24 protein-coding genes and 2 pseudogenes are annotated in these 26,255 nt (G+C 63.9%); 16 read left to right on the forward strand and 10 right to left on the reverse strand.

Features of this window, described 5'->3' with window-relative positions:
• The first annotated feature begins 18 nt into the window (after positions 1-18).
• From ASE66_RS29660 to ASE66_RS29695, 8 genes are all read left to right on the forward strand, one after another.
• Positions 19-1,272, forward strand: a complete 1,254-nt coding sequence (locus ASE66_RS29660) for an ABC transporter substrate-binding protein (protein ID WP_082613855.1) — start codon at positions 19-21, stop codon at positions 1,270-1,272.
• Between the two features lie 120 nt (positions 1,273-1,392).
• On the forward strand, positions 1,393-2,268 hold the full coding sequence (locus ASE66_RS29665) for a branched-chain amino acid ABC transporter permease (protein WP_057193586.1): 876 nt from the start codon (positions 1,393-1,395) through the stop codon (positions 2,266-2,268).
• Positions 2,269-2,272: 4 nt separating this feature from the next.
• Positions 2,273-3,232 (forward strand): branched-chain amino acid ABC transporter permease, encoded by a 960-nt coding sequence (locus tag ASE66_RS29670; protein ID WP_057193587.1) that lies wholly within the window; start codon positions 2,273-2,275, stop codon positions 3,230-3,232.
• Positions 3,229-3,966, forward strand: coding sequence for an ABC transporter ATP-binding protein (locus ASE66_RS29675; protein WP_057193588.1), 738 nt, complete (start codon positions 3,229-3,231; stop codon positions 3,964-3,966). The genes ASE66_RS29670 and ASE66_RS29675 overlap by 4 nt, the downstream gene beginning before the upstream one ends.
• The gene (locus ASE66_RS29680; RefSeq protein ID WP_057193589.1) at positions 3,953-4,660 is read left to right on the forward strand and encodes an ABC transporter ATP-binding protein; all 708 of its coding nucleotides are present in this window, start codon (positions 3,953-3,955) and stop codon (positions 4,658-4,660) included. Before ASE66_RS29675 ends, ASE66_RS29680 begins: the two co-directional genes overlap by 14 nt.
• A gap of 118 nt (positions 4,661-4,778) precedes the next feature.
• Positions 4,779-6,002, forward strand: coding sequence for an aspartate aminotransferase family protein (locus ASE66_RS29685; RefSeq protein WP_244495114.1), 1,224 nt, complete (start codon positions 4,779-4,781; stop codon positions 6,000-6,002).
• Between the two features lie 95 nt (positions 6,003-6,097).
• A complete protein-coding gene (locus ASE66_RS29690) occupies positions 6,098-7,759 on the forward strand; it encodes a hydantoinase B/oxoprolinase family protein (RefSeq protein WP_057193591.1) in 1,662 nt (553 codons plus the stop codon).
• A gap of 2 nt (positions 7,760-7,761) precedes the next feature.
• A complete protein-coding gene (locus ASE66_RS29695) occupies positions 7,762-9,807 on the forward strand; it encodes a hydantoinase/oxoprolinase family protein (protein WP_057193592.1) in 2,046 nt (681 codons plus the stop codon).
• A 309-nt stretch (positions 9,808-10,116) separates the two neighbouring features.
• Here the strand turns inward: ASE66_RS29695 and ASE66_RS29700 are convergent, their stop codons facing one another.
• Positions 10,117-10,761 carry a GntR family transcriptional regulator gene (locus tag ASE66_RS29700; RefSeq protein ID WP_057193593.1) on the reverse strand — a complete coding sequence of 215 codons (645 nt, stop codon included), beginning with the start codon at positions 10,759-10,761 and terminating at the stop codon, positions 10,117-10,119.
• Between the two features lie 147 nt (positions 10,762-10,908).
• Between ASE66_RS29700 and ASE66_RS29705 the strand changes: the two genes are divergently transcribed.
• The 5 genes from ASE66_RS29705 (at position 10,909) to ASE66_RS33775 (ending at position 15,589) form a co-directional block, all read left to right on the forward strand.
• A complete protein-coding gene (locus ASE66_RS29705) occupies positions 10,909-11,568 on the forward strand; it encodes a flavin reductase family protein (RefSeq protein ID WP_057193594.1) in 660 nt (219 codons plus the stop codon).
• 61 nt (positions 11,569-11,629) lie between these two features.
• Positions 11,630-12,973, forward strand: coding sequence for an MFS transporter (locus ASE66_RS29710; RefSeq protein WP_057193595.1), 1,344 nt, complete (start codon positions 11,630-11,632; stop codon positions 12,971-12,973).
• Between the two features lie 321 nt (positions 12,974-13,294).
• Entirely contained in the window at positions 13,295-14,869 is a 1,575-nt protein-coding gene (locus ASE66_RS29715) for an EAL domain-containing protein (RefSeq protein WP_057193596.1), read from the forward strand.
• Positions 14,870-15,218: 349 nt separating this feature from the next.
• Entirely contained in the window at positions 15,219-15,470 is a 252-nt protein-coding gene (locus tag ASE66_RS29720; protein ID WP_057193597.1) for a hypothetical protein, read from the forward strand.
• Positions 15,467-15,589, forward strand: a complete 123-nt coding sequence (locus ASE66_RS33775; protein WP_274532979.1) for a hypothetical protein — start codon at positions 15,467-15,469, stop codon at positions 15,587-15,589. Before ASE66_RS29720 ends, ASE66_RS33775 begins: the two co-directional genes overlap by 4 nt.
• Before the next feature lie 263 nt (positions 15,590-15,852).
• Here the strand turns inward: ASE66_RS33775 and htpG are convergent, their stop codons facing one another.
• The 4 genes from htpG to groES form a co-directional block, all read right to left on the reverse strand.
• Positions 15,853-17,736 (reverse strand): molecular chaperone HtpG, encoded by a 1,884-nt coding sequence (htpG, locus tag ASE66_RS29725; RefSeq protein ID WP_057193598.1) that lies wholly within the window; start codon positions 17,734-17,736, stop codon positions 15,853-15,855.
• 433 nt (positions 17,737-18,169) lie between these two features.
• Positions 18,170-18,370 carry a hypothetical protein gene (locus ASE66_RS32315; RefSeq protein ID WP_156412396.1) on the reverse strand — a complete coding sequence of 67 codons (201 nt, stop codon included), beginning with the start codon at positions 18,368-18,370 and terminating at the stop codon, positions 18,170-18,172.
• A gap of 86 nt (positions 18,371-18,456) precedes the next feature.
• A complete protein-coding gene (gene groL / locus ASE66_RS29735; RefSeq protein ID WP_057193600.1) occupies positions 18,457-20,082 on the reverse strand; it encodes a chaperonin GroEL in 1,626 nt (541 codons plus the stop codon).
• 56 nt (positions 20,083-20,138) lie between these two features.
• Positions 20,139-20,453 carry a co-chaperone GroES gene (gene groES / locus ASE66_RS29740; protein WP_057193601.1) on the reverse strand — a complete coding sequence of 105 codons (315 nt, stop codon included), beginning with the start codon at positions 20,451-20,453 and terminating at the stop codon, positions 20,139-20,141.
• A 263-nt stretch (positions 20,454-20,716) separates the two neighbouring features.
• On the opposite strand from groES, the gene ASE66_RS29745 reads away from it, so the two are divergent.
• Together ASE66_RS29745 and ASE66_RS29750 are read left to right on the forward strand one after the other, a co-directional pair.
• Positions 20,717-20,986, forward strand: a complete 270-nt coding sequence (locus ASE66_RS29745) for an usg protein (protein WP_057193602.1) — start codon at positions 20,717-20,719, stop codon at positions 20,984-20,986.
• Positions 20,987-21,159: 173 nt separating this feature from the next.
• Entirely contained in the window at positions 21,160-21,453 is a 294-nt protein-coding gene (locus ASE66_RS29750; RefSeq protein ID WP_057193858.1) for a DUF982 domain-containing protein, read from the forward strand.
• A 68-nt stretch (positions 21,454-21,521) separates the two neighbouring features.
• Here ASE66_RS29750 and ASE66_RS32565 read toward each other — a convergent pair whose 3' ends face one another.
• On the reverse strand, positions 21,522-21,677 hold the full coding sequence (locus ASE66_RS32565) for a hypothetical protein (RefSeq protein WP_162262545.1): 156 nt from the start codon (positions 21,675-21,677) through the stop codon (positions 21,522-21,524).
• On the opposite strand from ASE66_RS32565, the pseudogene ASE66_RS29755 reads away from it, so the two are divergent.
• Positions 21,628-22,199: pseudogene (locus ASE66_RS29755) on the forward strand (catechol 1,2-dioxygenase); the annotation flags it as partial. The gene ASE66_RS32565 and the pseudogene ASE66_RS29755 sit on opposite strands and share 50 nt — an antisense overlap.
• Before the next feature lie 76 nt (positions 22,200-22,275).
• Here the strand turns inward: ASE66_RS29755 and ASE66_RS29760 are convergent.
• From ASE66_RS29760 to ASE66_RS29775, 4 genes and pseudogenes are all read right to left on the reverse strand, one after another.
• Positions 22,276-22,902: pseudogene (locus ASE66_RS29760) on the reverse strand (tyrosine-type recombinase/integrase).
• Positions 22,903-23,100: 198 nt separating this feature from the next.
• On the reverse strand, positions 23,101-23,868 hold the full coding sequence (locus ASE66_RS34080) for an LON peptidase substrate-binding domain-containing protein (RefSeq protein WP_082613856.1): 768 nt from the start codon (positions 23,866-23,868) through the stop codon (positions 23,101-23,103).
• Positions 23,813-25,063, reverse strand: coding sequence for a flavin-dependent oxidoreductase (locus tag ASE66_RS29770; RefSeq protein ID WP_057193604.1), 1,251 nt, complete (start codon positions 25,061-25,063; stop codon positions 23,813-23,815). The genes ASE66_RS34080 and ASE66_RS29770 overlap by 56 nt, the downstream gene beginning before the upstream one ends.
• Entirely contained in the window at positions 25,060-26,211 is a 1,152-nt protein-coding gene (locus ASE66_RS29775; RefSeq protein WP_057193605.1) for a DJ-1/PfpI family protein, read from the reverse strand. The genes ASE66_RS29770 and ASE66_RS29775 overlap by 4 nt, the downstream gene beginning before the upstream one ends.
• Positions 26,212-26,255 lie beyond the last annotated feature (44 nt).

The raw sequence follows: 26,255 nt of genomic DNA on the forward strand, positions 1-26,255 counted from the left end.
CTCATATCGATTTACGGGATGATATTCCGAAAATCGGAACTAGTCAAGCAAGCTGCGCGGCGAAAACTGGGGCGACCCGGCCCGCGCAAGGCGCATCCAACGCGATGTCAGAGGGGACGAGCGATGACGATGACGAGGAAGGGGTTTCTGCGGCTCGCGCTGGCCGCGAGTGTCGTTCCGGCAGGCGCAGGACCAGCCTGGGCTCAGCAGGGCGACATCGTGGTGGGTGCCACCGTTCCGATCACTGGACCGCTGTCGCTGACCGGGAAGCAGTATCATAATGCGCTGCAGCTGGCCGAGCAGGACATCAATGCTGCGGGCGGCGTGAATGGCCGCAAGATCAAGCTCGTGTTCGAAGACACGCAGGCCTCGAACAGTACGGCTGTCAACGCCTTCATGAAGTTGGCGCAGGAGACCAAGCCTTCCTTCTATTTCCTGTCGAGCTACTCGACACAGAACCTCGCCACGTCGCCCGAACTCAAGAAGATCGGCGTGCCGGCCATGTATGCCGGCGGGGCCGACGTGGTTGCCGAGGGCGGCAACGAGTGGCTGTTCCGGGTGCGGCCGGCCGATGCGGTTTCGGCACGCGGCATGGTCGAGGCGGCGAAGCTTCTCAATGCGAAGAAGCCGGGAATCATCTTCATTCAGAATGATTTCGGCCAGGGTGGCGCGCAGATTGCCGCCAAGCAGTTCGAGGCCGCCGGAACGCCGGTCGTCGGCATGGAAGCTTATGGTCAGAACGACAAGGACTTCTCCGCCCAGATGCTCAGCCTGCGCGGCAAGGGCGCCGACGTCATCCTGCTGTTCAACTATCCTCAGGACGGCGCCCTCCTCCTGCGGCAGGCCAAGATGCTGGGTCTGAAGATGCCGCTGGTGACCTCTTCGGCAGCACTCGTTCCCGCCGCGCTGCAGCTGATCTCGCCGGCGGACCTGGAGAATGTTTGGGGCGTGGTGGACGCCTATATGGACCCCAGCGTCGGGGGGCGCATGAAGGATTTCGTCGAGCGCTACAAGAAAGCCTTCGGAATCGATCCGGATCCTTATGGTCTCGCCTATTACGACGGCGCCTTGATCATGGCCGAAGGCATGCGGAAAGTCGGACTCGATCCCAAGGCGCTGCGAGACTGGCTGGCGAAGCTGCAGGGCTGGCCGGGGATTGGTCACGTCTACAACTTCGACGCGAAGGGCAATGGTGTGAACGACCTCGCCATCGTCAAGGCCAAGCCGGGCACCAAGACGCTTGAGCTCGTCAAGGCGGTCAAGCTCGACTGACCCCGCAATGGCAAGGCCGGTCCAGTCAGCCTTGTGCGTCTGGCCGGCCCGGCTTCCCGAAATCGCTGCTGCGAGCCCTCGCTGGCAGTCGCGAAGATCGATCGAGACCGCGAGCGGATCATGGCCGACTTCATCCAATTGTTTGTCAACGGGCTGGCGCTCGGCAGCGTGTATGCGCTCGCGGCGATCGGCTTCGTCATCGTCTATTCCGCCACGGGTGTGGTGAACTTCGCGGCCGGGCAATTCGTGATGTTCGGTACCTTCGCCGGCGTTGCCATGCTCGCCAATGCCGGCCTGCCCTGGCCGGTCGGCTACGCCGCGGCGCTGCTCGCGATGGCCGCATTCGGCGCCTTGTTCTTCGCTATCGTCTACCTGCCCTTGCGGACGAGCCCCGTCGTCACCGTGATCATCGGGACGGTCGCCGTCGGAATCGTCATGCAGAATGCGGCGCTGCTCGGCTTCGGGTCGTGGCCGTTTCGGCTGGCATCACCGCTCGAGGGCGTCACGATCGACATTGCCGGCGCCGCGATCACGGCTCATGCCGCAATGGTCGTGGTGGTGACCGGGCTGCTCGTCGGCCTGATCTGGCTGTTGTTCTATCGCACGGCGCTCGGGATCGGCATGCGTGCTGTCGCGCAGGATGCCGAGGCTGCCCGGCTGATGGGACTGAACGTAAATTTGCTGCTGGCCCTATCCTGGATCCTCGCGGCTGTGCTCGCCGGCATCGCCGGGCTGCTGCTTGGACCGATGTGGTTCGCAGACGTCAACATGGGCGATCCGATTGCGCTCAAAGCCTTCGCGGCGACGATCATCGGCGGCTTCGGCAGCCTGCCCGGGGCGATCGCCGGCGGCCTCTTCGTCGGCCTGACCGAGCTGCTCGGGGCCTCCTATCTCTCCTCCGCGTATAAGGATCTGATCGCCTTCGTCGTCATGATTCTGTTCCTGCTGGTGCGCCCACAAGGCGTGTTCGGCGAACGCATCCAGGACAGGGGCTAATCCCGTGCGCCGATATGACAGTCTTATCATCGCGGCGGCCATCGTCGTGCTCGGTGGCCTCCTCTCCCTGGTGCTGGCCGACTACAGGCTGCGGCTGCTGAACGTCTCGGTCATTTCGGCGATCGCCGTGATCGGCTTTAATTTCGCGTTCGGCCTGGCGGGACTGATCTCCCTCGGCCACGCGGCCTTTGTCGGGCTCGGGGCCTACACCCTGGCGATCCTGACCACAGCGCTTGGATGGTCGCCCTGGCTGGCGATCCCGGTCGCGATCCTGGTGACGACAGTGTTCGCCGGGATGATCGGTTATCCGTTGCTGCGTCTGCGCGGGCATTATCTCGCCCTTGCGACGCTCGGGCTGAACGTCAGCTTCACCATCGTCGTGACCAACTGGATCACGCTGACGGGGGGCACCAACGGCATCTCCGGCATTCCCGAGCTTCGCCTGGGCGGCTTTGCCTTCAACGATGAGCGGCGCTTCCTCTGGCTCGGCCTGGTGCTGCTCGCGCTCTGCGCCGCCTTTGCGATCACCCTTCAGCGGTCACGGCACGGCCGCGCCATGATGGCGGTGCGGGACGACGAAACCGCGGCACGGATGACCGGCATCGACGTGACCCGGGTCAAGATCACGGCTTTGTGCCTGTCGGCGGCCTTCGCCGCGCTTTCGGGCACCTTGTTCGCCGCGCATGTCCGCTTCGTCGCGCCGGAGGACTTCAATTACGCACACTCGATCATCTACCTCGCGATGCTGATCGTGGGGGGCGAGGGCGCTGTTGCGGGTGCGGTGATCGGCGCCGCGCTGCTCACCTTCCTGCCGGAGTGGCTACGGTTTCTCGGCGACGCCTATCTCGCCTTCTTTGGCCTGATGCTTCTCGCCATTCTGGTCTTTCTGCCCACCGGCCTAGTCGGCCTCACCGGCCGCCTGCGCAGGCTCGGTTGGGGCGCCAAGGTGGAGAGGACACCATGACGCTGCTGCAAGCCACCGCCATCTCCAAGCGCTTTGGCGGACTGATGGCCCTCTCCGAAGTCGACTTCACCGTGGCGCCGGGAGAGTTCGTCGCCGTGATCGGCCCCAACGGCGCCGGCAAATCGACCTTCCTCAACGTGCTGACCGGCTTGACTCTGCCTAGTGCCGGCAACGTGCAGTTCGACGGGCGCGACATCACAAGAGCGCCCACCCATGGCCGGATTCGCGCCGGGCTCGGCCGGACCTTCCAGCACGGCCGTCTCTTCTCACGCCTGTCCGTGCTCGAGAACGTCATGACCGGTGCCGCAATCCGCACGGACCGCAGCGAAAGCCAGCTGCGCGAGGCTTCGCTGGGCATGCTGGACAGGATGGGACTGGCGGATGAAGCGAAACGACCCATCGACTCGCTCTCCTACGGCCAGCGCCGCATGGTGGAGCTCTGCCGGGCGCTGGCCTGCGGGCCGAGGGTGCTGTTGCTCGACGAGCCGGCCGCCGGGCTCAACTCCGGAGAGGTCGAGCTGCTGATGGCACGGCTCATCGCCCTGCGCGCCGAGCATGAACTCGCCGTCGTCCTCATCGAGCACAACATGGGGATGGTCATGCGGCTGGCCGAGCGCATCCTCGTGCTCAATTTCGGCTGCCGCATCGCCGAGGGAACGCCTGCGAAAGTGCAATCCGATCCCGCCGTTCTCTCGGCATATCTGGGCGAGGGCTACAACAATGCTCGCGACTGACAATCTCGTCGTCGCCTATGGCGGCAGCGTCGCTCTGCACGGCATCTCGATGCATGTCGGATCGGGCGAGACCGTCGCGCTGATCGGGGCAAACGGGGCCGGGAAGACAACCCTGCTTCGCGGCATATCGGGACTGAATCCGATCCGGTCCGGCTCGATCCGCTTCGACGGACAAACGCTCGGAACGCTTGCGAGCGAGAAGCGCGTCAGGCTCGGCATCGCGCAGGCGCCAGAGGGGCGCAGGATCTTCCCGGGCCTGACGGTCGAGGAGAACCTCATTCTCGGCACGACGCCGTGGCGCCGCTGGGGCCAGTCGCCGGCAAAGGATCTCGAACGGGTCTTCGATCTGTTCCCGCGGCTGAAGGAGCGGCGCACCCAGCTTGGCTGGTCGCTCTCTGGTGGCGAGCAGCAAATGCTGGCGATCGGCCGCGCCCTGATGGCGCGACCGCGACTCTTGCTGCTCGACGAACCCTCGCTCGGCCTGGCTCCCCGCCTGGCGGAGGAGGTCTACGAGCGCATTAGGGAGATCGCAGCGGCGGGGCTGACCATCCTCGTCGTCGAGCAGAACACCGTTCTGGCGCTTGCCGTGGCCGATCGTGGCTACGTGCTCGAGAACGGCCGCGTCGTACTCGAAGGCAGCGCCGCCGAGCTGAAACAGGATGCACGCGTCCGTGAAGCCTATCTCGGCCGCTGAGCGAGACGTTTGAAGGAGACGATCGATGACGCATCCATTTCCCTCCTCCCGGTCGCGAGAACTCTATGCGCGGGCTCAGAAGAGTCTGCCGGGAGGCAATACCCGGACTACCGTATTCATGAAGCCCCATCCGCTCTATGCCGCACGCGGCGAGGGCTGCCGGGTCGTCGATGTCGACGGAGTGGTGCGCATCGACTGCATCAACAATTTCACCGCCATGATCCACGGCCACGCACACCCGGTGCTGGTCGAGGCGGCGACGCGGCAGATCGCGCTCGGCACCGCCTTCGGAATGCCGACGGAATCGGAAATCCTGCTCGCCGAGCTCATTGCCTCGCGGCTGCCCAGCGTCGACCATGTCCGCTTCTGCAACTCCGGCTCCGAGGCCGTGATGATGGCGCTCAAGGCGGCGCGCGCCTATACCGGGCGGCCGAAGATCGCCAAATGTGAGGGCGCCTATCACGGCTCCTACGACTATGCCGAAGTGAGCCTCGACCCGTCGCCCGCCGACTGGGGAGGCAATGCCCCGGTCTCGGTCGCCTATGCTAAGGGCACTCCGGCCAACGTCCTGGCGGACACGCTCACCATCCCCTTCAACGATATCGACGCGGCGGTCAGCCTGATCCGGGAGCACGGCAGCGAACTCGCCTGTATCCTGGTCGATCCCATGCCCAACCGCGCCGGCCTTGTCCCGGCCGACAAGGCCTATCTCCAGGCTTTGCGCGAGGTCTCGCGCGAGGTCGGCGCCCTCCTGATATTCGATGAGGTCATCACCTTCCGGCTCGGCTTCCACGGCGCCCAGGGGCTCTGGGGAATTGACCCGGACCTGACCACGCTCGGCAAGATCATCGGCGGCGGCTTTCCGGCCGGGGCCGTCGCCGGCGGCGCCGCGTTCATGGCGGTCTTCGATCCGACGGAGGGCAAGCCGGCCCTGCCGCATGGCGGCACCTTCTCCGCCAACCCGGTAACGATGAGGGCCGGCCTTGCCGCGATGGAGCTGCTCGACGAAGCGGCGTTCGCGCGTCTCGACGCGATCGGCGACCGGCTGCGCTCGGGTACCGACGAGGCGTTTTCCCGTCACGGCGTGCCGGGCCGCGCCGTCGGCATGGGCTCGCTCGCCAAGATCCATTTCACCGACAGGCCAGTGCGGGACTACCGCAGCGCCTATGCAGGCTCGGAGGAGACGGCCCGGATGGCCCGCTTCAATCGCGCATTGCTGGACCGCGGCGTACTCGCGGCCGGCTACGGCCTGATCGCCCTGTCGACCCCCATGACCGATGCCGACATCGAGACGGTGCTCGCCGCGATATCGGAGTCGATCGCAGACGTCGCCGCCATGTAGCGGCTCCAGCAACCCCGCTTCAACAATCGCAACCCGTCGCGGCGGCGCATGATTGCGCCGCCCGATCGGCTGCGCCCGAAAAGAAGGCGTCCCCCATGTCGACCACGGTTGATCCGATCACCCGCTCCGTCGTCCAGCACCGGCTCTCCTCCATCGTCGCCGAAATGGGCGAAGCGATGCTGCGAACCTCCTATTCCCAGATCCTGAATTCCAGCCGGGATTTTTCGATCGGGATCTGCGACACGCGCTCGCGCCTCATCGCTCAGGCCGACCATATCCCGGTCCATGTCGGCGCATTGCCCTGGGCCACACGCGCCATCGAAGCGCGCTTTAAGGACATCGCGCCGGGCGACGTGTTTCTGCTGAACGACCCCTACCACGGCGGCAGCCACCTGCCGGACCTCACCGCCTTCGTGCCGGTCTTCGCCGAGGGGCAGCGCATGCTCTGGACGATCGTGCGCGCGCATCAGAGCGACATCGGCGGAGCGACGCATGGAGGCTACAACCCTCAGGCCACGGAGATCTGGCAGGAAGGGCTGCGCGTCCCACCATTGCGGCTCTACGAAGCCGGCAAGTTGCGTGACGATCTGCTCGACATGTTGGCGCTGAATGTGCGCAACGGCCGTGATTTCCGAGGCGATCTTGCCGCCATGGTCGGCGCCGCTAATCTCGGCCAGCGGCGGCTCGACCAGCTCTTCGCCGAGTTCGGGCGCGCGATGGTCGAAGCCGCGATGGAAGGCATCCTGGATGCCGCCGAATACCAGGCGCGCCAGGTCGTCTCGGGCTGGAAGGACGGCGTCTATCACGGCGAGGCTTTTCTCGACGATGACGGGCGCGGGCGGCAGAATCTGCGGATCGCAGCCAAGGTCACCAAGCGGGGCAGCGACATCGAGGTCGATCTGAGCGACTGCGATCCGCAGACCGACAGTTTTGTCAATTCGTCCCACGCCAATACCCAGGCGGCGGTCGCAATGGCCTTCGCCTACCTGATCGACCCTGAGACGCCGAAGAACGACGGGGCGCTGCGTCCGCTTACGGTCGTGGCCAGGCAGGGCACCATCGTCTGGGCTGACTCCGACCGCCCGGTGACGATGTGCACGAGCCACCCCTCCAACGAGATCGTCGAGGCGGTCATCAAGGCTCTTTCAAGCTGCTGCCCGGACCGGGCGATGGCCGGCTGGAGCCGCCGCTTCCGCATGGCGATCCAGGGCGAGGACCCGCGCAACGGCCATCGCTTTATCTGGCACATGTTCCAGGCGCGGCCGGGCGGCGGCGCATCCCCCGGCGGTGACGGCTGGTCTTCGATCGGTGAATGGCACACGGCAGGAGGCATCAAGTTCGGCTCGATCGAAGTCGCGGAGGTGCGCTTCCCGCTTCATTTCCGGCATCACGAGTTCCGGGCGGATTCGGGCGGTCGCGGCCGGTATCGCGGCGGGCTCGGCGTGGCGCTCGATCTCGAACTCGAAATAGCGCAGCCCGCGCTCGCCAACACTGCCGGCGATGGCGTTCGGCATGGCGCCTGCGGCTTGCTGGGCGGCGAGGACGGCGCGCCGCACAGCTACCGGCTGCTCTCCACCGGAAAGCCGTCGCGGGCCTTGAAGACCAAGGAGGTCGGCATCGTGCTGTCGCCGGGCGATGTGCTGGAAATCCGATCGGCTGGCGGCGGTGGCTGGGGACCGGCCGACAAGCGGGACGGGTCAGCGCTCGCGCGCGACCGTGCTCAAGACCTCACGACCGAGACCCGGAAGGACATGTGACGATGTATACGATCGGCATTGATGTCGGCGGAACCTTCACCGATCTCGTCGCGATCGGCCCGGATCAGAGCGCCGTCTTCGCCAAATCTCCCTCGACGCCCGCGGACCAGTCGCTCGGGGTCATGACCGGGCTCGAGGACCTGGCTGGAAAGCTCGGGCTCGATCGAGCCGCCCTGTTGGCGAAAACCACGCGTCTCGTGCATGGCACGACGGTCGCCACCAACGCGCTGCTGGAACGCAAGGGCGCGAAGGTTGCCCTGCTCACGACCGAGGGCCATCGCGACGTCCTGGAAATGCGCGAAGGCCTCAAAGGCGACCGCTACGATCTGCGGACGCCGCCGCCGGAGCCGCTGGTCCCGCGAGAGCGGCGCTTCGGCGTCCGGGAGCGCCTTGGGCCGGATGGCGCTGTTCGAATCCCGCTTGACGACGCGTCCTTGAGCGAGGCGATCGAGGCGATCCGCCGGTCCGAAGCGACCTCCGTTGCCGTGTGCTATCTGCACGCCTATCGCAATCCCGCCCACGAGATCGCCACGGTCGAGCGTCTGCGTCGCGAGCTGCCCGGAGTCTATGTCTCGCGTTCGAGCGATGTCTGGCCGCAGATCAAGGAGTTCGAACGGGTTTCGACCACGGTGGTCAACAGCTACGTCGGACCAGCGGTTCAGCATTATCTCGGCAACCTCGAGCGCCGGCTTGCCGGGGCCGGCTTTGCGGGAAGCCTGTTCATCATCCTCTCGCATGGCGGGATGGCTCCCGTCGAGGAAGCGTCGCGCCTAGCGGCGGGAACCGTCCTGTCGGGGCCCGCGGGCGGAATTTCCGGCTGCCGGCGCTGCGCCGAGCTCCTTGGCTTCGCCGACCTAATTCCATTTGATATGGGCGGCACGAGCACCGACATCTCCTTGATCGCGGACGGCCGAGCAATGCTCACCGCCGATGCCGGGCTCGCCGGAGAGCGCATTGCGCTGCGCAGCCTCGACATCGCCAGCATCGCAGCCGGCGGCGGGTCGATCGCATCGGTCGACGCCGGCGGAACGCTGCATGTCGGCCCGGCCAGTGCGGGGTCCCAACCTGGACCGGCATGCTATGGCAATGGCGGAACTGCGCCGACCGTTACCGATGCGAACGTCGTGCTCGGCTATCTCGGTGCCGAGTCGTTCATGGGTGGCCGCCGCCGGCTCGACAGGCCGGCTGCCGAGGCAGCGGTCGGCAAGATCGGCACTGCACTCGGCGTCTCACTTGAACAGTCGGCGGCCGGAATCTATCGCATGGTCAATCTCGGCATGGCCGATGGGATCCGGCTCATGACACTGCGCCGTGGCGTCGACCCGCGGCGGTTTGCCATGGTCAGCTTCGGTGGTGCAGCCGGACTTCATGCAGTCGAGGTCGCCCGAGAGCTTGAAATCCCGCGCGTTATCGTTCCGGTGGCGGCGTCGGTCCTGTCCGCCTGGGGCATGCTCGCGAGCGATCTGCGCTACGAGGTCGGCCGGACCAGTATCGGCACGAGCCGCGTCGGCGCCGAGACGATCCGAAGGGTCTTTGCTGAGCTGGAGTCCGTCGCGTTGAGCCGTATGAAGGCCTGGTTCGAAGGCCCCGTGCGGGTCGAGCGCTCGGCCGAGATGCGATATGGCGAGCAGATCTTCGAGATCGATGTCGACCTAGATGGGATCGAGTTGTCGGCTCCGGATCTGGTCGAACAGATCGACCGGCGTTTTCACCAGCGCCACGAGAGTTTGTACACCTATGCTTCGCCCGATCAGGAGGTCGTCTTCGTCAATGCCCGCGTCTCGGCCGTGGGTGACGTGCCCCGGATCAATGAGAACGGAGCAACGGAGAATCGGGGCGGCACCGCAAATCCCACAAGCGTTCGGACGGTCTTTCTCGGCGGTCCGGCGGAGGTTCCGGTCTATGACTTCGCCAGCCTGGGGCCGAACCATCGCATCACGGGACCGGCATTGATCGAATCTGAAACGACGACGATTCTGATCGGGCGCACGGACAGCTTGAGTGTAAATGCGCTGGGTTGGCTCGAGATCGAGGTCGGGCGTGGCTGACTCCGTGCAATGGTGAGACCATGCGGTCCCCGGATGACAGGAGCTTTCATCGGTGATCTCGTGTGCCCCCATCGACCACGTCGGGGTCGTGCTGGCATCGGTTTGGACGCCGATCTGAGCGCCAAGCTGCTGAAGGCGCTGCTGCCGCAACGCAGGTCTCGACCAAGCCGCGAATTCCATGATCTGTAAGCCAGCCTGACGTTTAACGTGGCTCGGGCGACGAAGGATACCTGCCCCGCGGGAATGTCCGGTTCTGGGCGGTCAGCCAATGTCCGCAAATGGCGCTTCTTTGGCGGGGCATTGCAGCCTTCAACTGTGCGATGCGGCCATACGCGACACTACGGAGAGGGCGAACTCGACGAGGTAGCTGTTAAGCGCAATGGATGCGGCGCCGGCTCCGTCTGGGTCGCGCAGCAGGATGGCCTGCAGAATGTCCCGGTGCAGTCGCTTGCCATGGGCGATCTCGGCCTGCTCGTCGCGGACATGCATGATCCAGAAGCGGCGCGACAAGGTCTGCAGCGGTACCATCAGCGCCTCCAGATAGGGATTGTGCGCCGCCTGGATGATCAGGGCGTGAGTCTCGCGCACGGTCTCGGAATAGCCATGGAGATCGAAGCCGCCGGCAAGGGTCGCCTTCAGCGCCGCGATCGCCGCGATATCCTTTTCGGTCGCACGGCGGCAGGCGAGCCCGACGGCGAGAACCTCCACGGCCCGGCGAACCTCGAGGCCGCTGAGCTGGTCTTCGACGGAGATCGCCGGGATCTCGATGCCCTTGTTGGGGTGGATGCGCAGCATGTGGTTGAGGGCGAGGCGCTGGATCGCTTCCCGCACCGGGGTGCGGCCGAGGCCAGTGGCCGCCATCAGGCCGCGCTCGGACACCATCGAGCCGGGCCTGAGCTCGCCCTGCTCGATCAGGCGCTGCAAGGCGGCCACTGCCTGTTCTGATTGATTCATCCGTTTTTCAGCCCAGCGATGCCCCCGGCCGGGAGGCGTTTCCGTTCCCTGATCCGATAGCTGGTTTCAAGGGCTTTCCAAACCGTTGTTCATCCGATATATCGGTGACATACCATTGAAATCCACAAGAGCGCGGAACGCGACGTCATGAAGTATTCGCCCTCCATCGAGCCGAGCCCGCTCCCCTTCTCGCCGTTCAAGAGCTGCACGGTGCCGCGGCCGATCGGCTGGCTGTCCAGCGTCAGCGCGGCGGGCATCGAGAACATCGCGCCCTACAGCCAGTGGCAGAACCTGACCTTCGATCCGCCGATGGTGATGTTCTCGGCGAACCAGTATCCGGACGGGCGCCGCAAGGACACGGTGCTCAATGCCGAGGAGACCGGCTGGTTCGTCTGGAACATGGCGACCTATGATCTGCGCGAGGCGGTCAACCTGAGCGCGATGGCGCTGCCGCCCGAGGAAAGCGAATTCGACCGCCTCAACGTGACGCGCGAGTATGCGGACAATGCCCGCATACCGATGGTGCAGGAAAGCCCCGTCAAGTTCGAGTGCCGCTACCTGAGCACGCACCGCCTGAAAGGCAATTCCGCGGTCGGCACTATCGATATCGTCTTCGCGCAGGTCGAGACGATCCATATCGACGACCGCTTCATCACGCGCGAGGGCAAGCTCGACATTCCCGCGATCAAGCCGATCGCCCGCCTCGGCTACTTCGACTACACGGTCGTGAAAGATGTCTTCGAAATGCGCGTGCCGGGGGCTGATGCCGATGCCCGGTTCGGCCTTGAAGGCCGTGCTGCCGGCTGAGGCCTGCGCCGACCTCCCCCATCGACAGCGTCAACGTCAATAAAAAAGAGGGGTTCATCACATGTCTGACGTCGCCGCAGAGGGCGCTTTCACCGCCCCGCGTTCCCGCCGCGTCAAGGATTTGATCGCGGTCAATTTCGGCAACACGCTCGAATGGTTCGACTGGACGATCTACACGATCTTCGCGCCCTACTTCGCGCTCCAGTTCTTCCCCTCGGCGGACAAGTCGGCTGCGCTTTTGGCGGCGCTCGCCGTCTTCGCGGCGGGCTTCCTCACGCGGCCGCTCGGTGGCTTCCTGTTCGGGCTCTATGCCGACCGGGTCGGCCGTAAGAAGAGCCTGACGCTCGCAATGTTCATCACGGCTGGCGGCAGCCTAGTCATCGCTTTCGCTCCGACCTTCGCGACGGTGGGGCTCGCTGCGTCGATCCTCCTGCTGGTCGCGCGCTTGGCCCAAGGCATCGCCCATGGCGGCGAGATGGGGACATCCGTCACTTATCTGGTCGAGCGAGCGCCGCGTCATCGGCGTGCACTCTATGGCAGCACGTCATGGATGAGCGTCGTGCTCGGCACCATGATCGCGACGGTCACCGGCCTGCTGCTTAACGCCACGCTCGGCCGCCCGGCCCTGGAAAGCTGGGGCTGGCGCATTCCCTTCGTACTCGGCGGGCTGCTCGGCTTCTACGGGCTTTATCTGCGCCGCAAGCTGACCGAGACCGACAGCTTCGCGAAGGTGCAAGCGCAGGGCGCGAAGACTGCGACCGGGCTCGGCCCGCTGCTGCGGAACTGGCGCGGCGTCGCCGTCGTCTTCGGGCTTTCGGCCGGCGGTTCGATCATGTTCTACACGTGGCTGATATACAGCCCGACCTTCGCGCAAATCAGCCGTGGGCTCGATGCGACATCGGCGCTGACCGCGAGCCTGATCGCGCAGGCGGTGTTCTTCGTCGCCATCCCGATCGTCGGCTGGCTCGCTGACCGATATGGCCGACGGACCTTCATTATCCTGTTCGGGCTCGGCTTCATTGCCGCGACCCTGCAACTCGACGGGCTGATCAACAACAGCTTTTCGGGCCTGCTGACAGCGATGATCTGCGCCCTGCTGATCCTGGCCTGCCTGTTCGGGGTCAACACGGCGGTATGGGCCGAGGTTTTCCCGACATCGGTCCGGGCCACCGGCGTCAGCGGGCCGCTTTCACTTGCCACGGCGATTTTCGGCGGCACCGCTCCTTATGTGAACACCTATCTCTCGCAGACGGGCGAGCATCGGCTGTTCCTGTTCTACCTGATGTTCGTGGCCGGCATCACCTTGCTGACCGGACTGCTGACCCCGGAAACCCGCGACTTCGATCTAGACCGGCCGGACACCGGACGGCTGTCGAAATCGTCGGCATCTCTCAACTCTCGCTGACAAATGCATCGATAAGCCCGGAGCGGACCTGAATAGTCGGCTCCGGGCTTGGCGACGAGCCGGCCGGCTCTAGTTTGCGCTGGATTACACACTGAAGGTCCGCTTGCGGGAGACAAGCCAACGTCTGTTCATGGCGCTCGGCCGCCGATATCGTTCGATGATGCGTTCCGGAGTGGCCTAAGGTTGTCCGCAACTTTGGCTCAAGCCATCAGTCTGGTCACTGACGCATGTAAATAAGTAGCGCATACACTTTAAGCACCCATTCAGGGTGGCAGCCGCAGTATTTCACGCAATCCCCCGCCTGGTTCGGAAGGCTTGGCAATGCGGCGTCGCCTAATCCTGCCTGCCGCCATCGGCTTGGGTGTTAGCATCGGCCTGCTACCGCTGGCCGGCGCCTACTACCTGTCTGGTGAACGGGCCATTGCCACTGAACGCTTGCATCTGAGGGACTATGCCGGATGGACGTTGCAGCGAACCGATCGGGCGATCACGCGAGCCAAGAGTAGCCTCCGCCGGCTGGTCATGGAGAACCATGAGCTGTGCTCGCCTCGTCATCTGGAGCGCTTGAAGCAGCTGAAGATGGATGTCCTCACAGTTGAGGACATTGATACATTCAAGGATGGTAAGCTCATTTGTGACAGCTGGGGCCTCTCCAGTAGCCCCGAGCTGATGCGTAAGCCGAATATTCTCCTGGCCGATGACTTTGGTCTGGTCGTTGGATCTGGTCCCACCGCGCATCGACCGCAGGGCGACATGTTGGCGGTCGCTTTTGGTCCGTATCAGGCCTTCATTCACAAAGAGAGCTTGGTAGATGTCCTGCACGACACTCCCATGGTGCTCGGGGTCGCCACACGCGACGGTGAGCTCCTGGCATTATCTGGACAGGCTGACTTAAGTCTGGTGCGGCAGCTGTCTCGAGAGGAGATGAGTGGGGCCACAAATCAGAAGGTCTTTGCGTCCCTCCGAGGGGCCGATTTCGTAGCTTTTGCAATTTCGGACCGCAGGGTCGTTGACCGGCGCGCCAACGACGAGCTTTGGAAACTCATCCCGATTGGCACCGCGATATCGGCCATTGTAATCGGCCTCATCGTGTGGGTATCGCGCCAGCGGATGTCGCTGGCTGGCGAGCTGAGAACGGGGATCGCCTACCGCGAATTCATTGCGCATTACCAACCGATAATTGAACTCTCGACCGGTAAATGCGTGGGCGCTGAGGCGCTCATACGCTGGCCGAGGCCTGACGGTTCTTGGGTTTCGCCAGATCTATTCATTCCTTACGCCGAAGCTCATCATCTGATCGGGCCCGTCACCGATATCCTTATTGAGCGAATTCTGGAGGACATGAAGGTGGCGCTGCGCGCCGACCCATCGCTACACATTGCGATCAATATCTCGGCCGAGGATATTCAAAGTGGCCGATTTCTGGATGTGCTTTCTGATGCCATCGAGAAGGCGCAGGTCAACCCGGCGCAGATTTGGCTCGAAGCTACGGAGCGTGGTTTTATGGAAGCCGATGCCGCTCGCGCCACGCTTGAGCGGGCAAGAGAACGCGGGCATGCAGTCGCGATTGACGATTTCGGCACGGGGTATTCCAGCCTATCTCTCCTGGAAAGTCTTCCGTTGAATGTTCTCAAGATCGACAAGTCGTTCATCGACGCCATCGGCCGCAAAGCCGCGACAAGTATCGTGACGCCGTCGATCATCGACATGGCGCATACCCTGAAATTTATCGTCGTGGCGGAAGGCGTAGAGAAGGTCGAACAGGCAGCCTATCTGGAAGCTGCCGGCGTCGAATTCGCACAAGGCTGGCTTTATTCCAAAGCCCTGCCACCCAGAGAATTTTTGCAATTCCACAGTCTGCGAAACGCAGGTTCTCCCATGCCAGAAGCGGCTTGATTGGCTGCTCGTTGCCAAGTTCTGTTCGCTGAGTGCGATCAGCATTTTGCCTCTTACGTCGCGCGCGGCTCGATATAGCGGATTCGACCGCCCATCTTTTCGAATGGGGCGGTTGATCGGCGTGCACGTTCACGGCGCATGCGTCCAGGCACGAGCGAACCGGCCCACGATCAATTGGGAGGCCGATCTTCGATCTACGTAACTACAACAACTGTCGGGTTTTATCGGCCATTTCTCGCATTAAAACTCATCAGTTAAGCGCCTTATTAGTGGCTACCTCGAGCAAGACCGATACCGGCAATCAGGGAGCCCCAGAAGCTTCACCAGCGCCGAGCTCAAACCCAGAACCTTGGATGTGACTGCCACTGGCTTCTATCGCTTCTACGAGAATGGTGGTTTCAGCGCCGACGTCCTCGCGGGCGCGCGGGTCTGGTCGGTGTCGAGCGATGTCGATTTGCTGATCGCCGGCGCCGCCGCGGTCTCCGGTGGCTCGCAACGGACGTTGATCGATCCCGTGGCCGGTCTTCGCATCCGAGCGAGCCTGGGAAATGGCTTCGGTCTGAGCGCCTATGCCACGTGGGCGCCGGTAGTTCGGGGGTGATCTGGCAACTTCGCGGAACGATCGACTACGCCTTCAACCAGCACTGGTCGGTGTCAGTCGGCTACCGCCATCTGGCGGTCGACTACCGCAGCGGCAGCTACGTCTTCGACGCCGCATAAGCGGACCGAGCATGGGCGTGTCATACACGTTCTGACCACTGATGCTTCCGCTGGACGGTCTGTTGCAAAATTGGACTGCCTGAAAGCGGACCTCCGCAAGGACCGCAATGGGCCAGAATCGCCCATCCCTTGACCGGGTGAAATGCGCCATCAGCGGACATTGGCAAGCGACCTAGAACCGGACATTCGAAGCTGAGCGAAATGTGGGAAGCGCCTAACCGAATTGCCTGACCGCACGGCCACGCGTTCGTTCGCTTCGCCGCTCAATCTTCGCCAAAGCTTCGCGTAACCAGCCGGTTGAGCCTTTCAGCGAATGCGTTCGCGTTTGTCGGGCGCTCGCCATCCAACACGCGAGCGGTATCCAGAAGCAGATGGGCAATGTCGCTACGTAGCGCGCCATCCTCGACAGACGCCAGCGCTGAGACCATCGCATGACGCGGATTGACCTCGAGGATCGGCTTGGCAGCACTCTCCACTCGCCCTGCGGCGCTGAGCAAGCGCTCGAACTGGCGATCCGGCCCCTTATCCGGCGCCACGAGGCAGACCGCGCTCTCAGTGAGCCGAACGGAGGATCGGACATCCGCAACCTCTTCGGCCAGAATCTCCTTCATCGATGCAAGCAGAGCGGTGATCTTTTCGCTCGCTTCCGCCGACGGAGGCGCCGCGCCATCAAGCAGCGGGATAAGACCGAGATCGGCCGCACCTTGCGTCACCGATTTGAACGGCTTGCCTTCGAAATCCGGTGCTGCCGATGCCCAGAAGCTGTCGATCGGATCCGACAACAGCAGCACCTCAATGCCGCGCGCCCGGAAGCCTTCGAGCTGGGGGGAGCTGGCGATCCGGGAAGCATCGTCGCCAGCGATGTAGTAGATCGCGGTCTGGTTGTCCTTGAGCGCGCCTACATAGTCCTTGAGGCTGCGCCACCCTTGGCCGGAGGCTGTAGTCCGGAATCGAGCGAGGCCGAGCAGCTGTTCCCGGCGCTGGAAATCCTCGTAAAGCCCTTCCTTGATGACGACGCCGAAATTGTCCCAGAGCATCCGGAACGTGTCCGGTTCCTGTTCGGCCAGTTTCGCGAAATCGGCGAGGACACGGTTGGTGACGCCCTTCTTGATAGCACCGAGCAGTGGGCTGTCCTGGATCATCTCGCGGGAGACGTTGAGCGGCAGGTCGGCTGTGTCGACGATGCCGCGGATGAAGCGCAGGTAGCGCGGAAGGAGCTCTGCCTCATCCGTGATGAAGATGCGCTTCACATAGAGCTTGATCCGCCCCTTGCGGTCGGCGTCGAAGAGATCGAACGGACGCGCGCCCGGGACGAAGACCAGCGCCGTATATTCGTGCAGGCCTTCCGCGCGAAAATGGATCGTTGCGGCGGGCTCGTCATATTGTCCCGCAGCGCTGCGGTAGAAATCGGCGTACTCGTCTTTGGTGATTTCGCTCTTCGGCCTGGTCCAGAGCGCGGCTCCGTCGGAGAGGGCGACCGCGTCGGCGCCCGGCTCCGTGATCAGCGAAATCGGGACGGGCACATGGCCGGACTGTTCCTTGACGATGCGCTCCAGCGTCCAGCGCTCAGCATAGGACTTGGCATCCTCCATCAGGTGCAGCGTCACCCGTGTCCCGCGTAGCGGAGCCTCTTCCAGCGCCGCAGGCGCCACCGTGAACTCGCCCTTGCCGTCCGAGGACCAGGACCAGGCTTCAGTGCTACCGGCGCGGCGGCTTAAGACCTCGACCTTCTCGGCCACCATGAAGGCGGAATAGAAGCCGACGCCGAACTGGCCGATGAGCTGCGCGCCGTCCTTGCTGTTGGCAATCGCGACTCGCTCCATGAAGCTGCGCGTGCCGGAGCGGGCGATCGTGCCGAGAGCTTCGATCATCTCGTCATGGCTCATACCGATGCCGTTGTCGCCGATGGTCAGCTTGCCAGCCTCCGGATCGGCCGAGATGGTGATCGCAAGCTTCGGTTTGTCGCTCAGAAGCTTGGGCTTGCCGATCGCCTCGTAGCGCAGCTTCTCGCAAGCGTCGGCCGCATTCGAGATCAGCTCGCGCAGGAACACGTCCCGGTCAGAATAGACCGAATGCACCATCATATGGAGCAGACGGGAGACGTCGGCTTCGAAGCTGCGATGCTCGGCTTTCGCGGTCGTGGTCATTCGGAAATCTCGAATAGATGACGTAGTAGGAAGACCCTTGCAGAGAGCGATAACCCGCGGCAACGTGGCGAGCTACCCTGTCTGCGCTGACGATTGAGGATTGGGGTGGCGTTCACCGCTCCCCGACGCTTGTCGGTTGGATAGCGTCCTGATGAGAGCAAGTAGGGCATTCAACCGCGCGGTCGCGAACTCGCCGGCGCCAGGCAACTGAGCCTCAATGTGAGCGGCGACGGTCTGCCACGTTGCCGATCCATCCCGCGTCATGACGGCTAGGAGATTATCCTTTGAGGCCATAAGTTGCGCTCTCGGTGTTGGTGATGAGGGCCTTGAAGCGGTCGGAAGGAGAGATGTTCTTAGATTCCTGTGGGCCGTCGGTCATGTCGGATATCTGATGCGATTGAGAGAATGCAGGGGGATTTCACGGGGCCCCCGCTTAAGCGTTCCCGCGAAGCTGAACGATTGCACGCTGTGCGAGATCATCCTCGTCGAGCGCCAGTGGAACCAGCGAAGCAACGATATAGGCGACGTTGTTTCGCTCCAGCTCGCCAGAGCCCGCCGCAAGAGACGGCTTGAGCTCCGCCCAGGCCTTTTCAAGAGCGGCCTCTGCACGAGGTAGGTCAATAGGATCGGTCAATGATGAAGGGCATCGCTCCCCTCGGCATGCCTGCGAGGTCACGGCGTTGAGAGAGGGCGCCGCGAAAGCCGCGGCGCCCTCGATGCTCAATAGTCCATGCCACCGGCGGGCATGGCGGGCGCCGGGTCCTTCTTCGGCGCCTCGGCGATCATCGCCTCGGTGGTGATCAGCAGGCCCGCGACCGACGCAGCGTCCTGAATCGCGGTGCGGACGACCTTGGTCGGGTCGATGATACCGGCCTTGACCAGATCGCCGTACTCGCCGGTCTGGGCGTCATAGCCCCAGGCGTAATCGGAAGCCTCGAGCAGCTTGCCGACCACGACCGCGCCATCACCGCCGGCATTCTCGACGATCTGGCGGGCCGGAGCGGTGATCGCCTTGCGCACGATCTCGACGCCGGTGCGCTGGTCGTCGTTCCCGGGCACCAGTCCTTCGAGCGCCTTGACCGCGCGCAGAAGCGCGACGCCGCCGCCTGGCAGGATGCCTTCCTCGACCGCGGCCCTGGTCGCGTTCAGGGCATCGTCGACGCGATCCTTCTTCTCCTTGACCTCGACCTCGGTTGCGCCGCCGACGCGGATGACCGCGACGCCGCCAGCGAGCTTGGCCAGGCGCTCCTGAAGCTTTTCGCGGTCGTAGTCCGAGGTGGTCTCCTCGATCTGCGCCTTGATCTGGGCGACGCGAGCGTCGATCTCGGCCTTCTTGCCGGCGCCGTCGACGATGGTGGTGTTCTCCTTCTCGATCCGGACCTTCTTGGCCCGGCCGAGCATGTCGAGCGTGACGGTCTCCAGCTTGATGCCGAGATCCTCGCTGATCGCGGTGCCACCGGTCAGGATCGCGATGTCCTCCAGCATGGCCTTGCGGCGGTCGCCGAAGCCCGGCGCCTTGACGGCGGCGATCTTGAGGCCGCCGCGGAGCTTGTTGACGACGAGCGTGGCGAGAGCCTCGCCCTCGACATCCTCCGCCACGATCAGCAGCGGCTTGCCGGTCTGCACCACCGCCTCCAGCAGCGGCAGCATCGTCTGGAGCCCTGAGAGCTTCTTCTCGTGGATCAGGATGTAAGGGTCTTCCAGCTCCGCGACCATCTTCTCGGTGTTGGTCACGAAATAGGGCGAGAGGTAGCCGCGGTCGAACTGCATGCCCTCGACGACGTCGAGCTCGGTCTCGGCGGTCTTGGCTTCCTCGACGGTGATGACGCCCTCGTTGCCGACCTTCTTCATTGCCTTGGCGATCATCTCGCCGATCGTGCGGTCGCCATTGGCGGAGATGGTGCCGACCTGCGCGACCTCCTCCGAGCCGGTGATGGTCTTGGAATGCTCGCCGAGCGACTTCGTTACCGCCTCGACGGCGAGATCGATGCCGCGCTTGAGGTCCATCGGATTGATGCCGGCGGCCACCGCCTTGGCGCCCTCACGGACGATCGCCTGGGCGAGCACGGTCGCAGTCGTGGTGCCGTCGCCAGCCGCATCGTTCTGCTTCGACGCCACTTCGCGCACCATCTGGGCGCCCATGTTCTCGAACTTGTCGGATAGCTCGATCTCCTTGGCGACGGTGACGCCGTCCTTGGTGATGCGGGGCGCACCGAACGACTTCTCGATCACGACGTTGCGGCCCTTCGGACCCAGCGTAACCTTCACGGCGTTGGCAAGCGTGTCGACGCCGCGCAGCATCCGCTCGCGCGCGTCCTGCGAAAACTTCACGTCCTTCGCAGCCATGATTCCTCACTCCTTCAGACTTGAGGTTTCAGGTTGATGATGTGGATGAGGCCCCGTCAGGCGGCCTTCTTGAGGGTCGCGGTCGTCTCGATGACGCCCATGATGTCGGACTCCTTCATGATCAGGAGATCCTGGCCATCGATCTTGACCTCGGTGCCGCTCCATTTACCGAAGAGCACACGGTCGCCGACCTTGACGTCGGGCGGCACGAGCTTGCCGGTCTCGTCCCGCGCGCCGGCGCCCACGGCCACGACCTCGCCCTCCTGCGGCTTTTCCCTGGCGGTGTCGGGAATTATGATCCCGCCCTTGGTCTTCTCCTCGGCGTCGATGCGCTTCACGACGACGCGGTCATGCAGTGGCCGAAACTTCATGAGTTCCTCCAGTTTCCATGTCGGTCACATGTCAAAGCGGGTCGGCCCTGTCCGGCGCTAGCGGCGAGGTTCCGCGAGCCCCTGAGGCGCCGTGCCCGCGCGATGATTTGGGTTGCCCGATTTTTGCCTTCAAGAGGTCGGCAGCACTTTTTTTGATGGAGTGCTAACAGGCTGAAAAGGCGCCACAAACGCAACCTTTCTGCTTGCCAGGGCGTTAGGAATCCGCTGCCATCGGCGCAGTGAAAACCAGGGAGCTGAAAGGAATGTCTTCGACGGACTTCGCCCGCCAGATTGCAGGCTATGGATTGACCACCGCCGGCATCCTCTACCGCCTGCCCGACCACCCTTCGATTCTCCAAGAATACATCTGGCAGGACTACGACCTCGCCCCGCGCTTTCCCGAACTCAACAAGTTCCTCGCCTTCTGGCAGGCCCAGCTCGACGGCAAGCTGTTCCGCATCACCGTGGCGCACAAGGACCTGATCGGCCCCGCCGACCTCTGCGCGGCGAGCGGCGAATTCCGGCTGCAGTGACGTCGAGGCTTCGGCGGACTTGATTCGGGGCAAACGCATCCCAAAATCATGGCAGCCGCCGACAGCGACAGCGCGCTCGATGCGGCGATCAACCAAACCGGATCCATGTTGCTTCCAGGAGGATATGGCTATGGCAATGTTGGCAATCGCTCCCGCCGAGGGAGGACTGCATGATGATATCTGACGACTTCGAGAGACCGGTCGTGGTCCTGACCGGTCCTGGGCATCCGGCGGCGATCGGGTCTGCCATGGAGGCCTACATGTTTCTGGCCGACTGGCCGGTGTGCAGGCGCGACCCAGTCCACGGTTTTGCGTTGAAGGCCTGCCTGGCGGCGATCCGCGGCGAGATCGAAGCGGATACCGCGCGCGGCTTGTTCGCGTCGTGGGCAGAAAAGCATGATCTCCTTGCGCCCGACGTGGCTGCGTTCGCCAGCAGCCGCAAGGAAGGCTCGCGCGGCCACGCCTGACCTAGCGCCCGGCGCCGCGCTAGCGGGGCCGGGCGTCTTTTGAGGCGAAGGCGCCGCTGCCTACCGATTTAACGCGCGCTTTCAGACGTCGTGCTTTTTCGCTCCGACCGCTCGAACAGCGCGATGGTAGCGTCGGAAAGTGCTTTTGCGTGCTGCTCTGCGGGCAAGCCCGCAGGCCCGTTCTGGCGGCTGAATTCGCCGCGCGTAGAGAACGGCGGCAGCATCGTGCGCTCCGACACGCCCGGCAATCCGCTCTTCGTCCATGCGCGCGTGGTGGACGGTGCGGGAAAGCCGATCGAGGGCGCTGAGGTCGATGTCTGGCATGCCTCGCCCGTCGGTCTCTACGAGAACCAGGACCCCGAGCAGGCGGAAATGAACCTGCGGGGCAAGTTCATTTCCGGCGCTGACGGCCGCTTCTGGTTCCGCTCGGTGATGATGATAGGCTACCCGATCTCGATGGATGGCGTGGTCGGCTTCCTCCTCAAGGCACAGGATCGCCATCCGATGCGCCCCGAGCATCTGCATACTCTGATCTTCAAGCCCGGCTTCAAGGTCCTGATCTCGCAGGTCTACGACCCGAACGATCCGCATATCGAAACCGACGTCCAATTCGGCGTGACCAAGGCGCTGATCGGCGACTTCATTCGCCATGACGAATTGCACCCGGCCTGCCGGATGTCCAGGCTCCCTGGAACTCGCTCGACTACACCTACGTGATGGATGAGGTGGCAAAGCCGCCTCGTCCTTTTTCACGTCGGTCGGTCATCACGACCCTCGGCGCTTTCCAAGCGCCGGCATTGCTTCTTTGCCATTCGGGAAAGCTTATAAATCTGTCTGCTCGGACAGGGTCAAGGCATCATCAACGTCGATACCGAGGTAACGGACTGTACTTTCAAGCTTGGAGTGCCCCAGTAGCAGCTGACAGGCGCGAAGGTTGCCAGTGCGCTTGTAAGATCAAGGCAACCTTCGTCCGCCGCAGACTGTGCGTCCCATAGAGCGCGGGATCCAGGCCGATCAGGGCAACCCAGCCATCGAGCAGGCGGCCGTACTTCCGCGTTGTCAGGTGATTGCCTGGCCGACTGCGGCTCGGGAAGAGCCAATCACCGGTTTCCCCCGGTCTCCTCCTGAGCCGAGCCGTAAGCGCCTCTCGGGTCGAATCCGTCAGCTCGAAAGGCACCGGCCGGCCGGTCTTCTGCTGGACGATCGATGTCCTCAGCCTCACGGTTCCGCCCAGCACAACATCACTCACGCGTAGCCGACGAGATCACAGCCACGTAGCTTGCTGTCGATCGCGAGATTAAACATTGCCAGATCCCGCACGCGTTGATCGTGCTGCAGCCGTGTCCTGATCGCCCAGATGTGGCGCGGCTTCAGTGGCGGCTTCGGGCCGATAATACGTCCCGTATTCCAGGCTGGACGCTGATGATTCTGCTGAGCTTCGACAAGCATGGCGCATCCTCCATCGGGATGCCGCATCCGAAAACAGTATAATGCTTCCGAGGCTTCTCCGTTGCGCCAGAAGCGGAATCTACCTCATCGCCCGGAAGCGGACCTCCAGAGCGCTTTCGGACTAACCTCTTCAGGTTCATCTTGATCTCGGGCAGCTTAATTTTGCTGTCGCCCGAACTCAGCACAACCTCGCCCAAATCAACTCAGCTGCGCTGCATCCGCTGCTCGCAAGATGAATGGTGCCATATCGGCGGCAAGCGAGGCCGGCGGTACCGCGCCGTCCAACAGCTCGATCAAGAGCCGAAGTCGATCGGGCAAGGAGGGGGCCTCAAGCAGGGCTTGTCTCTGGGCGATAGGTATCCAGTGCGGTGGAGAGTCTTGCCCCAGATGGGAAAGCGCGACCCACGGCAGTGATCGGATTCCCTCGATGCGATCGGCTGGGGCGCCAGCCCGGACAAGCTTGGTCGTCACCGCAGGCAAGCTCGCACAGCGACATAAAGCCTCGAACTGGATGAGAGCGCGATCATGGAGAGGACGAAGCTCGGCCTCTCGTATTGGCGGATCGTCCCAAGGCTCAGCCGACACCCGGTAAAAGCCGTCCCGCTGCAACGTGAACGTTCGCAAACGCACACGCTGCACCGCTTCGACGAAAATCCGCACAACGCCTTGCAACGTCCCGGCTTCAATGACGACCGCCGTCACGCCCACACCGAAAACCGACGAGGCGCCCGACATCTCGCCTTCGGGATCGCGCAACGAGGCAAAGACGAGATGGCCGCCAACTGACGCTGCTCTTGCCGCGGCAATTGACTCGGGACGCCCCAGGCCGAATGTCCGCGCCATCGGCGGGGCGAGCAAAACGCCGCCACCGAGCGGAAGCAGGGGATACGCCGCAGCCTGTCTTGTCATCCTATGCCCCACCCCGTCCCTTCTTCCCGTCCGGGGCAAACCCCGCCAGGCTTGCATAGCCACGCACGACCCGCTCGCGTTCCGCGTAGGAGGCCACCGCCTCGATATCGTCGAAGCCGTTAGGTGCCCGGGCCTCCACGAGGTCGATCACGCCTTCCGGCCCGCCTTTCCGGTTGGAATGGACGATTTGCGTGGTGGCCGGACGGCGCTCCGCATCATAGGCGCCGAGCGCGGCTTCAACGGATCCACGAGACTGCAACTGATCCGCCAGGGAGCGCGCATCGAGGATGGCCTGGCTCGCACCGTTCGAGCCGACGGGATACATCGGATGGGCGGCGTCGCCCAGCAGGGTGACGCGCCCGAACGACCAGCGCGGCAGCGGCTCGCGGTCGCAATTGGGGTATTCAAGAAACGCCCCGGTGGCGCGGATTATCTCTGCCGGAGCGACGTAATCCAGGTGGAAGCGGTCCCGTACGAAGGGCAGGACCTCTTTGAGCTTGCCGGGCCGGCTCCAGTCGCCAAGGGCCAGATTCCGGGCTTCGGTCTCGCGATGGCGGGCCATCACGGCCCAGTTGGTCAGGCGCATGCCGGGATCGTCGGGATCGTCACCGATCGGATAGAAGACGAACTTAGCGTGGTTGCCGCCGGCGATCGCCATGGTACGGCCGTCCCGCCATTGCGGCCATCGCGTTTCGCCGCGCCAGAGTATGACGCCGTTCCAGATCGGCGGCCCTTCATTGGGATAGAGCTTGGCGCGCACGGTGGAATGGATTCCGTCGGCGCCGACCAGCAGATCACCGCTGGCTTGCCGCGCGTTTCGGGCTTCGGACAGGAAGGCGGTGACTTTGCTCCCTTTCTGTTCGAAGCCCATCACGCTGCAACCGGTACGGATGACGTCCTGCCCCAACCGTTCGATGACAGCCTGATGGATCAGGCCCAGCAGCCTGCCGCGATGGATGCTGAATTGCGGGACGGCGTGGCCTGCATCGATGCCGCGCAGCTCCCGCCAGACGATCTGGCCGAACCTGTTCGCATAGATCAGCTCGCGCGTCCGGATGCCGGCCGCATCGAGGGCGTCCATCAGCCCGAGCTCGGCCAGCAAGCCGACGGCATGCGGCAGCATGTTGATGCCGACGCCGAGCTCGCGCACCTCATCTGCACGCTCAAAAATCTCGACCTCGATTCCGGCCCGGTGCAGGAAGAGCGCGGTCGTCAGTCCGCCGATGCCGGCGCCTGCGATCAGTGCTTTCATGATCCCTCTCCGGGTTGTGGATATTCGAGCTGCATGGCGACGATATTCGCCGTGGCTTGCCCATAACGGGCTCCGATATTCCGTAAGGCCGCGTCGAGGGCTTCTGCTGGCCTTTTGCTTGTCCATCCATGAGGTAGTCGCTCACTCGGCCAGGCCGCGGTCACTCGATCCGGAAGGAGGCGCACACCACTGCGCGTCGTCACGGCTCCCATGGAGGTTGCGAACAGCTCGACGCGGGAGCGATAGGTGCGCGACCATGCATCGGCGACGAGCGCTAGCGAAACTTCGTCCAACCCCGGTTCGACCGCGATGCCGAAACGATCATGGCGCCAGACGGCGAGGCGGTTGCCCAGCACGGTCGCGGCGAAGGGGCGGGTCAGCCTGAAGGCGCCGCTGTCATGCCGGGCATCCCAGCGGTCCAGCCCCAGATCTCTGGCGAGCGCCTCCGCCTTGTCCCGTCCGGCGATGGCCTCGACCAATGTCAGCATCATTGGCATCGAGGCGGTGATGCCGGTGGTCGTGGCGACACCGCGATCCACCACCATGCGCCGGTCGGCGGCGTAGCGGATCGTCGAACGGCTCCCGAGCAGAGCCTTGAGATAATACCAGTGGGTGGTGGCCCGCCGCCCGTCGAGAAGCCCGGCGGCGGCAGCAACCTTCGCGCCAGCGCAAACGGCAATGATGACCGCCCCGTGCTCCGCCTGCTTGTGCAGCCAGGCCATGATGGCTGGATCATCGTCGCGGCTCATGGCCGGAACGATCACAAAATCGGGACCTTCCGGGTGTCGCGCATCAAAGGCTGCAAGCGTCGCATCGGCTTCGACGGTCAGCGCCGGATAGAGCTTGACCGGGCCAGGCTCGGTCGACAGCGTCACCACGTCGGCGATATCCGCCCGGCGCAGGATCCCCGTCGGCATCAGATAGTCGGTCGTCTCCGTCGCATTGTTGAGGCTGACGACGGCGATCAGGGGCCGAGCGCGCTTCGGTGGCTTCAACGCCGCCAGCATGGCGTCCGTTTCCGCCTGCGGCACGGGCGTCGGCGGGAAGGCGGCAGGCAGAGCTGGCAGGGCCGCCAACCACAGACCTATCGCGACGACAGGCAGGATGACGAGGGCCAGCCCTGCCCAGATGAGATTGCGCATGGGCATCCGCCACTCCGGTGGGGCGTTGCTTTCATCATCAGGCTATCGAG

This window comes from Allobosea sp. Root483D1 (genome assembly GCF_001429505.1).
GTDB lineage: Bacteria > Pseudomonadota > Alphaproteobacteria > Rhizobiales > Beijerinckiaceae > Allobosea.